14 protein-coding genes are annotated in these 12,837 nt (G+C 43.5%); 3 read left to right on the forward strand and 11 right to left on the reverse strand.

Annotated features, from left to right (window positions below; translation table 11 throughout):
- The first annotated feature begins 3 nt into the window (after positions 1-3).
- Positions 4-249, forward strand: coding sequence for a YgjV family protein (locus OO778_RS17730; protein WP_005397186.1), 246 nt, complete (start codon positions 4-6; stop codon positions 247-249).
- A 98-nt stretch (positions 250-347) separates the two neighbouring features.
- Here the strand turns inward: OO778_RS17730 and OO778_RS17735 are convergent, their stop codons facing one another.
- On the reverse strand, positions 348-629 hold the full coding sequence (locus OO778_RS17735) for a DUF2218 domain-containing protein (protein WP_074190577.1): 282 nt from the start codon (positions 627-629) through the stop codon (positions 348-350).
- 42 nt (positions 630-671) lie between these two features.
- A complete protein-coding gene (locus OO778_RS17740; RefSeq protein WP_074190576.1) occupies positions 672-2,678 on the reverse strand; it encodes a TonB-dependent siderophore receptor in 2,007 nt (668 codons plus the stop codon).
- Positions 2,679-2,794: 116 nt separating this feature from the next.
- Here OO778_RS17740 and OO778_RS17745 point away from each other — a divergent pair, with 116 nt between their 5' ends.
- Positions 2,795-3,763, forward strand: coding sequence for an AraC family transcriptional regulator (locus tag OO778_RS17745; RefSeq protein WP_047008259.1), 969 nt, complete (start codon positions 2,795-2,797; stop codon positions 3,761-3,763).
- 87 nt (positions 3,764-3,850) lie between these two features.
- Positions 3,851-4,237: a Cu(I)-responsive transcriptional regulator gene (gene cueR, locus OO778_RS17750; protein ID WP_012842332.1), complete on the forward strand. Its 387-nt coding sequence runs from the start codon at positions 3,851-3,853 to the stop codon at positions 4,235-4,237.
- A gap of 54 nt (positions 4,238-4,291) precedes the next feature.
- Here cueR and vctC read toward each other — a convergent pair whose 3' ends face one another.
- The 9 genes from vctC to rbsK all read right to left on the reverse strand — a co-directional run bounded on the left by vctC (position 4,292) and on the right by rbsK (position 12,783).
- Positions 4,292-5,047 (reverse strand): iron chelate ABC transporter ATP-binding protein VctC, encoded by a 756-nt coding sequence (gene vctC / locus OO778_RS17755; RefSeq protein ID WP_005397181.1) that lies wholly within the window; start codon positions 5,045-5,047, stop codon positions 4,292-4,294.
- Between the two features lie 2 nt (positions 5,048-5,049).
- Positions 5,050-6,000, reverse strand: a complete 951-nt coding sequence (gene vctG / locus OO778_RS17760; RefSeq protein ID WP_005397178.1) for an iron chelate uptake ABC transporter permease subunit VctG — start codon at positions 5,998-6,000, stop codon at positions 5,050-5,052.
- Positions 5,993-6,928, reverse strand: coding sequence for an iron chelate uptake ABC transporter permease subunit VctD (vctD, locus tag OO778_RS17765; RefSeq protein WP_256936498.1), 936 nt, complete (start codon positions 6,926-6,928; stop codon positions 5,993-5,995). The genes vctG and vctD overlap by 8 nt, the downstream gene beginning before the upstream one ends.
- Positions 6,929-6,950: 22 nt before the next feature.
- Entirely contained in the window at positions 6,951-7,859 is a 909-nt protein-coding gene (locus OO778_RS17770; protein ID WP_134645591.1) for a siderophore ABC transporter substrate-binding protein, read from the reverse strand.
- A gap of 163 nt (positions 7,860-8,022) precedes the next feature.
- On the reverse strand, positions 8,023-8,703 hold the full coding sequence (locus tag OO778_RS17775) for a Crp/Fnr family transcriptional regulator (protein WP_256936497.1): 681 nt from the start codon (positions 8,701-8,703) through the stop codon (positions 8,023-8,025).
- Between the two features lie 132 nt (positions 8,704-8,835).
- Positions 8,836-9,567: a nucleoside phosphorylase gene (locus OO778_RS17780; protein ID WP_258614616.1), complete on the reverse strand. Its 732-nt coding sequence runs from the start codon at positions 9,565-9,567 to the stop codon at positions 8,836-8,838.
- A 10-nt stretch (positions 9,568-9,577) separates the two neighbouring features.
- Positions 9,578-10,309, reverse strand: a complete 732-nt coding sequence (gene pnuC / locus OO778_RS17785; protein WP_005397168.1) for a nicotinamide riboside transporter PnuC — start codon at positions 10,307-10,309, stop codon at positions 9,578-9,580.
- Between the two features lie 500 nt (positions 10,310-10,809).
- The gene (locus OO778_RS17790) at positions 10,810-11,832 is read right to left on the reverse strand and encodes a substrate-binding domain-containing protein (RefSeq protein ID WP_005397164.1); all 1,023 of its coding nucleotides are present in this window, start codon (positions 11,830-11,832) and stop codon (positions 10,810-10,812) included.
- 33 nt (positions 11,833-11,865) lie between these two features.
- The gene (gene rbsK / locus OO778_RS17795) at positions 11,866-12,783 is read right to left on the reverse strand and encodes a ribokinase (protein WP_264912296.1); all 918 of its coding nucleotides are present in this window, start codon (positions 12,781-12,783) and stop codon (positions 11,866-11,868) included.
- Between the last annotated feature and the right edge of the window lie 54 nt (positions 12,784-12,837).

The following is a 12,837-nucleotide window of genomic DNA, read 5'->3' on the forward strand; positions in this document are numbered from 1 at the left end:
AAAATGGACATGAATATGGTTGAGATTTTAGGTTATGCAGCTTCAATCATGGTCGCAATTTCGCTAACTATGAAAGATATTGTTAAGCTTCGTATCCTTAACTTTATTGGTTGTGCGCTATTTACTGCTTACGGACTAATGATTGATTCTTGGCCTGTAGTATTAACTAACGGCTTTATTGCTTGCGTTAATATCTACTTCCTAGCAAAAATGCAACAGGAAAAAAAAAGCCTAGAATCTAGAGCCTAAAAAGCAATAGCATTCGAACAATAAAAGCCCGCGAATGATAAGAGCGCGGGCTTTTTGCTTTTAATGCGCTCTCATTTTCTGCACATTCATCAATAGCTCTAGCGAACCCAGTTAAGTGCTAATGTTTCTCGACGAGAGAACATGTCTACATGCGATGAGATTATCGCCTTCACTGTGCTCAGTTTCTCTTCGGAATCCGCCTCACAAATAATGGTCAAGCTAGACTCGCAAAGAGCAAACTCCGCTTTTCCCGTCGGGAATGCCACCAAACCGCTGTTTTCATTCCAAGTAGCAGGAACCTTTCGTCCAAAATGCCGACAAAGCGTCACTAAGTATTTGTCAGCGTGTTCGCTATCTATTCGGGTGCTTTCTTTAATCATGAATTTACTCGTGTTTTGAAGCGCCCCCTCTCGGGAGCTCTATTAGAATTGATAAGCAGCAGAAAGTTTGAAGTTGCGACCCGGCTCGTAGTCATCAAGCGTGAAGCCACGTGCCGTACCCGAACGAGACGCATGAGAGCTGTACAACTCGTCAAATACATTATCAATACCAAAGGTCACCGACAGTCCATCAATATCAGACGGCACCCATTGAGCATATAGATTATGTACATCATAGCTTGCTTTCTTTGGCTGACCATCAAAGACGTTGTCTTCCTCTAGAACAAACATTGAGTTCCACCCGAAGATCGTTTCTAAAGCGTCTGACTGGTAATCCAAAGTTAGAGCAATACTATCACCCATATCAATGCTACGCCCATTACCCCCAGCAACAGGGCCACCAGTATTCTTGTTTTTGGTGTCCGACTTAGAGTAAGAAAGTTTGCTGTTAAACTTGTCGTAGCCATAAGAAGCACTTGCCTCAAAGCCTTTAATCTCGACATCACCTAAGTTGTAAATCAGGTAAGTTTGAGTCGCGTTTTGGTACTGGTCTGCAATGTAATCATCAATTTCCGTTTGGAATGCCGTAATATTCGCTCCAAAGAAATGCTTATCAAAGGTTTTATCAAAACGGACACCACCCTGTGTGTTCAACCCCGTTTCTGGCTTTAGTCCATCCTCTAAAAATGCAACGTCTTGGTAGGCAATAAAGGTTTCCATCAGCTCAGGGCCTTTGAATAGAGAGCGTGCGCTCGCAAACAACGTCCAATCCTGAGTGACTGCCCATTCTGCTGCTAGGGCCCAGGTCACATCATCATAATTACTCGTCCCCGTTTCAGCTTCACGTTTGTAATCATCAAAACGCATACCTGCGGTAACAAAGAAAGCATCAGAGAAGAAGAACTGGTCTTCTACAAACAATGCGGTTGAAATGGCCGATTCATCCATGAACTTACGACTACCGTAGTAACTTGAAGATGTCTTATCCATGTAGTCGAAACCATAGGTGATTCGATTATCAAACTCACCTAACATAACATCCGACTGGAACTTACCATTCAAACCAAAGTTTTGGTTTTTAGCGGTGTTCTTCGATAAACGGTTCGAAGGCCAGCGAGGAGCCATAACGCTCTCATCCCGTTTAATTTCTGTCTCGGTATCATAAAGTGTGACGTTACCTTTATGCTGTTCGCCTCGCAGCTCGTAACTCAAGGTAACGGTATCTCGGTCATAATCCGTAGGAATAAGTAACGTGCTCGATAAGCCATTGTTCGCACTACCCGACATATCAGGACGCGGACTGTAATCACCACTGTCTCGGTACATGTCATAAGAGAGCTCAAAACGATGGATGTCGTTTAGTTCATACCCCAACTTAGCCAGAATGTTGTAAACATCACCCGCAGAGCCATAGGTTTTGTTGCCGTCACCATCTTCGAAGTCATCACGCGTAACGTAATGACCATAAACCATCGCATCAATGTTTTCGGACAAAAGCCCGTACAGCGTCAACGAGCCTTGTTGGTTGTCGTTGGATGCATAACCGCCATAAACACGAGCGCCAAACGTTTCATCGTAACGAAGTAAATCGCGAGCGTCTTTCGTTTCAAAATAAACCGAGCCGCCTAAGCCATTTTGAGTCACAGAGTTATTACCTACCTGGATATCGGCAGATTTGAGAATGTCAGGGTTTAGCGTCAAGTTACCAATGTGATGGAACATGCTCGCATGCTGAGAAGCACCATCAAGACGAATGTCCAAATCGGTTTCGCTCAAACCACGAATGGTAATACGTTGATTCACAGAGTGTGTTCCACCAACATCCACACCGGGAATATCGCGCAGTAAATCAGACATATGATCCGCTTGCTTCAGTGACATGTCGTCCGCAAACATCGACTCAGTATTGCTAGAAACTTTTGTTCCCCATACAACGACTTCTTCAAAATGTGACTCGGTATCTTGAGCTAAAACAGGGTTTGATAGCGCCATTCCCACTGCAAGGCAAAGGCTTGAAAGCTTGATAGATGAACAAGCAGGGCTTTCCATAACTTCATTCCTAAATATTAATGATAATAATTCTCAGGTATAATAAGCATGAGTTTTATAAATACAAAGGCGATTTGATTATGCGAAATCGCACAAGTGTTATGAGGAAGTGTCAAATGCGGGAAGTCACACCAAAACGAACTAGAATTGCCAAGATCGCTTTAACCCAAAAACTGGAAGCCACAGAAAAGCAGTGGATCGTCACGCAAGGTCAACCTTGTCAAACTCAACTGGCAGAAGGCAAATTCCTATCATATCAGTACAATGATCAAATCTTTATTCATGGTGGACGTTGCCTAGAGCTTGTTGATTCACATATTGTTTCTACTGCACACGCCTCACTGTTGGTCACTATTCTTTTAGAAGGTAAGCTCTCGTTTGGCTATGACGATTTGCAATTTGATTTAGACGCAAGCGACGGCCCTAAAGGTGTCGTGGTGAACCTACTCAAACCTGCAAACTTTCGTCGTTCACTGCTCAAAGATAACGTCATTAATAAGATCAACATATTGGTTAAGCCCCAGTGGCTAGAGGCTCGCCTTGACCAAACCTGTCGTCATCGGTCCTTTTTTAACTCTCATCAGGCGTTTCATCCTCTAGAGCTTAACCAGGCGTTATGCGAACTGGCTGAAACGCTGACAAGCCGAGAAACACCACAAGAATTCCAAGATAAGTTGGAAGTTGAAAGCTTGATCTATCAAATTTTGCATCAAGCGACTGAGCAAATCCCCAAAAACTTCAGTGCTAATAAAAATAACCATGAACGGCACACAGATGGTCGAATAGAGGATATTGTTAGCTATATAGAAACTCACCTTGAGCAAGAACTAGGCTTAGAAAAGTTGGCAAGCGTGTTTTCAATGAGCGTTTCAAACCTGCAGCGCCGATTTAAACAATCACTGAATATGACCGTAAATGGTTATATTCGCTTTCGTCGCCTTGAGATTGCGAGGCAACACTTGGAACGTGGCCTAGTGACGATCACGGAAGCGGCTTATGAAGCCGGATACCACCACCCTTCCAACTTCACCTGCGCTTTCAAAAAGGTATTTGGTGTACCACCGCATGAAGTGATAAAAGAGTAAAGAGGCCCCAGGTAACTGACTGTTATTTAGGAGTGTCTTATCCACAACATCGGTATATACTCGCCTTAAACGTTATGGAGGTTGAACATGAATATTGGTGCTGTCGCAAAGCTTACTGGGCTTTCATCTAAGTCGATTCGATTGTATGAAGACAAAGGGATCATATCTCCACCAGCGCGCAGCGACTCTGGCTATCGCGAATATTCAGATAATCATATTCAAGAGCTTAACTTAGTATCACGCGCAAAAAACGCTGGCTTTTCACTGCAAGAATGCAAAGAGTTTGTGCAGCTTGCCCATAATCCCAACCGAAAAAGCAGCGAAGTAAAAGCAAGAACCATGGATAAGCTGAGAGAGGTTGAAGAAAAAATCGCGCACCTTATGGAGATCAAAACGCAACTTGAAGGTTGGGTTTCTTCTTGTCCGGGAGACGCTGAAAGCCGATGCCCAATCATAGACGAGCTCACCAAGTAAACTCGCCTATCTATCCTCATTGAAGAATCGCTTTCATTAAGCACTGAGGTTGGATTAGTGGTAAGTACACATGCGCTTGCCGTTTAATTCGATAATATTAAACGGCGTTTCGTAGATATCCTCTAGCGTAGACGCCTGAATCACCTCTTCCACCGCACCACTTGCCACAACTTTGCCTTGCTTAAGCGCCAATATGACATCCGAGTAGCACGCTGCGAAATTAATATCATGAATTACCACCACCATGGCTTTGTTCATGTCATGAGCTAACCGCTGCACGACTTTCATGATCTGAAGAGAGTGTTTGATATCTAGATTGTTAAGTGGTTCATCAAGAAAAACGTAGTCTGTATCTTGTGCAATCACCATGGCAATAAACGCAAGCTGTCGCTGACCACCACTTAATTCATCCAAATATTTGTCTTGGATACCTTGTAAATCTAGGTAGTCGATCGCTTGTTCAATCACCGCATGATCTTCTTTGGTCAGATTTCCTTTGGAGTATGGGAAACGGCCAAAAGAGACCAACTCTTTCACGGTAAATCGCATGGTAATCGAGTTGGCTTGACGAAGTACCGCCAGCTTTTTCGCTAACTCTTTAGTGTCCCATTCCGCAATTTCCTTGCAATCAATGATAACACTACCACCATCCCGCTCCGTTAAGCGCGAAGCCATAGATAACAGCGTGCTCTTTCCCGCGCCATTCGGGCCAATAATCGATGTTACCTTGCCCTTTTCAAACTGAGTATTGGCCTCATCAACCACTTTATTTGAACCGAAGGCCTTCGTTAATTTGTCTATCACTATCATATTTATACAACTTTGTTTTTCAGTAGTAGGTATAAGAAATACGCACCACCAATAAAGTTAATAACGACACTCAACGTCGTCTCAAAACTGAATACGTTCTCGATAATCCATTGCCCAGCCAGTAACGAGCTGATGGAGAGAAACGAACAACCAACCAGTAGCGTTTTGTGTTGGTAACTTCTGAACATTTCTCGGCTTAAGTTGGTTACCAGCAAACCAAAGAACATAATTGGTCCCACTAGAGCCGTAGAAATAGCAATCAGAACCGCCGAGATAATGAATACATTTCGCGTCACCTTAGGTACATCGACGCCCAAACTTTTCGCATTGTCTTGGTCGAGCCAAAACACATCTAAAGTGCGATGCATACTAAATAGCAACCAACATGCAAACATCAAAGCTGGCGCACTAAAGTAAACCAAATTCACTTTGACATTATTAAAGCTGGCGTAAAGTTTCGATTGAACGATTGCAAACGTATTTGGATCCATCAGCAAAGAGAAAAATGACGCCGCATTGGAAAATAGCTGACCAAAGATCAAGCCGACCAATAGCAACGTAATCAAGTTCTTGCTTCCTTTAGAAAAGTAAAAACCAAACAACAATAACGAAAACGACACCATTACAATTACGGCAATCGCGAAATTGACGTACAAGTTAAGAACTAAAGTACTCAAACCACCAAATATCAGCACGATCAAAATTTGCGTCAACACATACAACGCATCAAACCCCATGATACTTGGCGTTAAAATTCGGTTGTGCGTAATGGTTTGAAATACAAGTGAAGACTGAGCAATAGCCACACCCGCTAGCACTATCGCCAATACTTTAGGAACTCTACGAGATAAAAAATACTGGTAGTTGTCAGCCGTTAGCCCAATACCAATAAACAAACATGCAAAAAGTACCGCAATGCCACCTAGCAGTAGGATTTTCGTTGAATCACGCATGTTGCTTACCTCGCAACAACATCGCGATGAATACCACGCCACCCAATATGCTGATCACGATAGAGATTGGCATTTCATGAGGGAAGATAATCAAACGACTCACCAAGTCGCAACACAGCACTAAAGTCGCCCCATACATGGCCGTAAGCGGAATGTTCTTTTTGAGGTTATCACCATAAAAGTGACTAACGAGGTTCGGCACAATCAGACCAAGGAATGGCAGCTGCCCAACAATCATCACGACACTTGCTGACATGATTGACACCAACAGCACGCCAATCGTGACAACCTGCTGATAATTTAACCCCAAGTTAACCGCGAAATCTTTTCCGATACCCACGGCTGAAATCCGTGCGGCAAAAAGATAGCTTAGAATAGCCATTGGTACCGCGATGTACAGTAGCTCAAAGTCACCACGTAAGATGTTGGCAAAATTCGCGACTGTCCAAGCATTCAGACTTTGAAGTGCATCGTATTTGTAAGCGATAAACGTGGTCATGGATTGGATGACATTGCCGAAAATAATTCCGACAAGTGGCACAAAGACCACACTCTTAAATTGAATGCGTTGAATAAAGAAAATAAATGCTAGCGTCCCGAACACCGAAATACCGAAGACAAGCCATAGGTGATTGTCGTTACCAAAGAAAACCACGCTCAGTACGTAGCCCAGCATGGCACATTCGATCGTACCGGTTGTAGAAGGTGCAGCAAATCGGTTCTGACTAACTTGCTGCATAATAAGGCCTGCAATACTTAAGCCTGCACCAGCGAGTAATATGGCAAATAAACGTGGTATACGGCTGGTAAAGAAAAGCTCCAACGCTTTCTCATCACCCGAAAAGAGTTGTTGGGGCGTCATGTTTGCCACCCCAACAAATAACGAAACCGCGCTTAAAACCACAAGGGTTAGCAATAACTTTTTCAAAGTTAACCTCTGCTATCTTGGATTACAGTTCAACGGTTTGCTTGATCTCACTGACCATTTTTTCTGTTGCAGTCACACCAGACATCGACAAGTACCACGCGTCCACATCTAAATAAGTGATTTTGTGATTCTTATATGCGGCGGTTGCTTTGACTAAGTCGTTATCCATGGACTTACGAATATCGTTATCTGGCGTGCCTTTCAGCGAATTGCGGTCAACTACGAGTATATTTTTCGGGTTAGCTTCACGAATAAATTCATAAGAAATAACATCTCCGTGAGTGCCCGTTTTCACGTGTTCAACCGTTTCCAAGAAACCGAAATCGTTATAAATCACACCAAATCGTGATTGAGCTCCAAACGCACTGATGTTGTCACCCATGCTTAAAATCGTTAACGCATCATTGTTATTTGATTGATTGTAGTCACGGATTGCTTTGAATTGAGCATCTAGCGCTTCAATTTTCTGCTCTACTTTTTCTTCGATATCGAAGATTTTACCAATATTGCGCCATTGTGCTTGCGTACCTTCCCAGTAACCTTGATTTTCTTTCGCAGCAAAAACAACCGTAGGAGCAATTTCACTCAGCTCTTCATATTTCGCAGACGCTCGCGGACCAACCAATATCAAATCCGGTTTTTGCATGTAAATGGTTTCAAAGTCAGGTTCAAACAAACTACCCGCAGAGGTGTAGTTATCTTTGCTGTACTTTGAAAGGTAGCTAGGCAGATTAGAAGAGTTAGAGACTGCAACAGGATCGATACCAAAGTTGTCCAGCGCATCTAGCGGACCAAAGCCAATCACAACCACGCGTTCTGGTGATTGCTCCAGCTCGGTTTGACCCATGTAATGGTCAATCACAACCTTAGCAGCGAAAGAAGGAGAAACAGTAAATAGCGACAACATAGCCGCACCGACGAATTTTTTCATTTTGTTAAGCCTTAATGAGATCTATTATCATGCGCGTTCGCAATATAACGTTACTCTTTACTGCATTCAACAAAATTTAAGGTACTTTACATTAGTTACGCTTATTCGAGCTCCAACTATATCAAAGACTTATAAAAACCATTCATTGCAATATCTAGGTGTATCATTCATGCGCTTCGATAAATGCTTTGAGTGCAAGCTCATCAATAATCTCCAACCCGTTTTCCGTTTTTGCAATCAATCCCTTTTCAATCAAATCTTTAACTGCACGTCGATAAACACGACCAGAAGTACCAAATCGCTCAGCTTCTTGATTTACTTTGTCAAAGCCACCGAGCAATGTGTTGGTTTGATTACGGACGAAAAGATCATACGCAATATTATAAGTAATGGGATGCAATAACCGATTGGTATAGATATCCATAGAATCTTGATAATCTTCGGCCAACGCTGAAGTAAAGAACACCATCATTTCTGGATGCTTTTGTAGCGCTTCAGTTAGTTTTTGGATGCAGATAACATCAACCTGCATGTGCTCATCTGCAATCACATTCCATTGGCAAGGAGTCTGAGTGAAGTACTCCATTTCACCATAGATATGATAGTCGCAGTTTGCCTCTCCTAATTGAAAGCGTCGCCCATTCGCGGCCAATATGCTCATTGACACTCGACCTACCGGCACAACATATAAGTACTGAAGTTGCTCACCTTGACGGAGAATTTCTTCCCCAGCATCAAAGTAACGCGTACTAATTTGACACTGATAGATCATCTCACGAAAGGCAACGCTCTTTTTTTCAAGGTATGTTTTGAAGCGGCCAGTTGGATACGGGCTGATTTTCATTCTCTGCTCTCTCAGAAAAGTTACTGATAACTATCTCAGGTGGATTGTACCCCGTAACACCAAATAAAAAAGCGACAGAGGCCTGTCGCTTTACATTCATTGATTTATAAGAGTTACTGAGGTTAGTACGGACTACCTCTGAGCGATCAGAGCTTCTAACGCCGTCATTGCAGCAAGATTCTCACCTTGCATCATTACTTTCGCTTCATCAACGTACTGGCTAACCCCTTCTTTCACATCTTGTTGGTACAGAACGACGTTATTTAAGATCGAAGCCACATGAAGACCACGTAACCGGCCAACGGCAAACAAAGCTGAGGTTTCCATATCTGCACCTAAGACGCCCTTCTTGTTCCAGTATTGGCATATCACATCTTCGTCATCGGTATAGAAACTGTCGTGAGAACGTACCACACCAAAATGATAACGTGCCTCTTGCACCGACAGGTAACGCTCAACTTCCTTTAATAAGGAAAAGCTTGCGTACGCCGGATAAGCCGAATCCACATACGCTTTGGAGCCGCCTTCATCTCTTACCGCACCTTCGGCAATGATTAGCTCGCCAAGCTGAATCCCAGATTGCATCGCACCTGCCGATCCAACACGTACTACATGAGTTACGCCGCACTGTTTTAGCTCTTCCACCGCAATGATCATTGATGGCGCGCCGATGCCTGTGCTGCATACTGAAACAGGCTGGTCCTTGTATTTGCCAGTAAAAACACGGTACTCGCGATTTTCCGAGATCATTTCTGCATCATCCAATAATGCGGCAATACGATTAGCTCGGTCTGGCTCACCACATACAATGACGAGAGGAGCGACTTGTGTTTCATCAACACCAATATGAGGTTGTTTCGCCATTTTTCGTTCCTTAAGCTGCAGCTTGAGCTAAGGTTTTATCGCCATTGCGCTTGGCGCTACGTGCCCATTCACGCGTACCATTGGCAGCAATGAACATCAAAATCGCATACTGAACGGACATCGCATAAACACCCTGTGTCGCGTAGATGCCAACACTAATGATGTTAATCACAACCCAAAGAATCCAGTTTTCCACATATTTACGTGTCATCAGAATTTGTGCAACAACAGAAAGTACTGTCATGGTTGCATCCCAAAACGGGAACGCATCAGGTTCAAGTACCGGATCAGCCAAACCTGCACCAAAGAGATTCAAGCTATCAACAGCAATGTTTGCTAATGCAAAGAAAAAAGGGTCGATGTAGATGGTTAACAACGCGATAGACACAACGCTAATAGAAGCAGTGGCGATGAGTTTCTGTTTGTTTAACCAGCGTACTTCCAGCGTTTCACCTTCCGCGTTTGGACGAGTCCACGCATACCAACCGTAAATGTTCGCACAGAAGAAAAACAGTTGAAGAAGTAATAATCCGTATAACTGAATTTGGAAAAAGATAACGGCAAAAAGAGTGACATTCAGCAAACCGAATAAGTAGTTGATGGTTTTTTCTTGGCTAGCAAACCAAATGCAAAGCAACCCAAAAACCGTACCGAAAGCTTCGATCCAACTCATTGCGTAACCGCCGCCAATTGGAATGTTAACTAGGGTGTTGTTTATATCGAGTAAGGCAAGTAGGTCCATGTCGATGTCCTTTATTATTTTGTTTGGGAATATGCCTATATTAGGGCGTGACACCTAACAAAAAGGAGGACATTTGTCCCCCTCTTGATGCACTCGATCATAATTCAGTTCAATATTTGCTTGAAAGCAATAAATGACTCAATTGAACCGCTTGGAAATTAACACGCCTAAGAATCCAAACCTAAATAGCGCTTTTTGAATGCGGAAGCTGATGCAAATAAAGCTGACGCCAAAAGTGTAATAACAAACCCAATGGCGTACTCGAATGCTTCATTCACCAAGAGCTGATAACAGCTCACAAAAAAAATTAGTATGACCGCAATAACATTAACTCGGTGAAACCAAGGATGCTTTACGGAGAACTTAGCGTAACCTTTTGATAACATTTAACTAATCCGCCAGACAACAATTAATATTTTTATTTATAATCAATGGTGATAGTAAGGCTTTATAGTATAAAGAGAAACGACTTTTTTGATTTTTTAGCTCAACATCACAGGTCATCTAGTGCTGCTTGACTTTAATATCTTGACACTTTTTCGTTCAACTAAGGTAGGTTCTAATTGCACGACTTGCGCTTCTGTTGATTTATCATCCAATTTTCGGACAAGCGTTTCCACGGCAGCTTGCCCAAGACGGTATTTAGGCTGGTGAATTGTGGTGAGTGATGGCGACATGAACTTCGCGATATGTATGTCATCGTAACCGATGATTGAAATCTGTTCCGGGACTTTAATATTGAGCTCATTTGCGGCGTTAATCACACCCATCGCCATCATATCATTGGAAACGAAAATCGAGCTGGGTAAGGTGCCTCGCTGCGCCATTTTCATAAATGCTTGATATCCGCCTTCACATTCGAAGTCCGATTCAATTATCCAGTTAGCATTAAATTCCAAGCCAGCTTCGTTCATCGCACGTTTGTAACCTTCGTATCGCATTTGTGCTTGGTGTTTAATCAAAGGGCCGGTGATACATCCTATTTCTGTGTGGCCGCAATCAATCAGGTATTTCGCCGCTAGGTAACCGCCACGAAGCGAGTTATCTTGAATTTTGTCGCTCGTAAACAGCATCGGCCCCCAATCCATCACCACGACAGGGATATCAGGATAACGCTCAAATACATCGATACGCTCCCCTTCTAGCGAGGAGCACATCAAGATCAAACCATCGACACGCTTTTGCAAAAGCGTATTAATGGATTGGCGCATGCGTTCATTATCACCTTCTGTGTTACATAGAATGAGACTATAGCCTTTGTGATAGCAACTGCGTTCGACGCCTTTTACGACTTCGCCAAAGAATGGGTTGGTTGAAGTGGTCACTAGCATACCAATGGTTTTGGTACGATTGACTTTGAGGCTACGCGCCAAAGCTGATGGCGCATAGTAGTTGAGTTCTTTTGCGGCATTATTGACGCGTTCGGAGATCTCTTCACTCACAAAACGCGTCTTGTTAATAACATGGCTCACTGTTGAAGTGGAAACCCCTGCCAGTTTTGCGATGTCTTTCATCGTCGCCATGTTATTACTCCTAATTAATGAGGCGTTTAAGCCCTATTGTGCTGCGAGAAACGCGTCCACCTCTTCGCGAGTTGGGATCGACGTCTGAGCGCCAAAGCGGGTCACAGAAATTGCAGCCGCCGCATGTGCAAACTTAATTGCTGATTCTAAAGGTAAATCCTCTAACAGGCCAGTGACGAATGCCCCATTAAACGTATCCCCTGCTGCGGTGGTATCAGTCGCGTCAACACGGAACCCCGGGATGAGCTCACCTCTACCATTTTGACTTAACCAAACACCCTTCGCACCGAGAGTGATCATGACAATTTCGATACCTTTGCTATGAAGCACATTCGCCGCTTCTTGCGCGCTGTCATTATCCGTTACCGTTACCCCCGCCAGGACTTCAGCTTCGGTTTCATTTGGTGTAATGACATCAATACAAGCAAGCAGTTCGTCTGACAGTTCACGAGCAGGGGCAGGGTTTAAAATGACGTTAGTTTTTGCATCTTTCGCCACTCGCGCGGCTTTCTCAATGCCGCACATCGGCGTTTCCAATTGCATCAGCAGGTAATCCGCTTGGCGAATGCGATCTAAATCTGGCTCAATCGCTTCTGCTGTCAATTTGGCATTCGCTTCTGCTGAAATACAAATGCTGTTTTCACCACTATCCGACACTTGAATCATCGCAATGCCAGTTGGGCAGTTTGGTTGCATCTTCACACCAGTGATGTCGATGCCGTCCATATTGAAGTTTTCACGAATATTGATGCCGAACGAGTCATCGCCTACACAAGCAATAAAGCCAATATCAGCCTTGAGTCGAGCTGCAGCAACAGCTTGGTTGGCACCTTTGCCACCTGGGATAACTTGATAGTTGCGACCATGTAGCGTTTCGCCAGGGCGAGGGAAAGAAGGCACTTGAAGAACATGGTCAGCGTTTACACTACCTAACACCACTAACTTATTCATACGGTTATCCTCGGTTCTGAATGAACCCTTTTTTTGAAAAACTATTTTGGAAAA

It is taken from the genome of Vibrio sp. STUT-A16, from assembly GCF_026000495.1.
Taxonomy (GTDB): Bacteria; Pseudomonadota; Gammaproteobacteria; order Enterobacterales; family Vibrionaceae; genus Vibrio; species Vibrio diabolicus.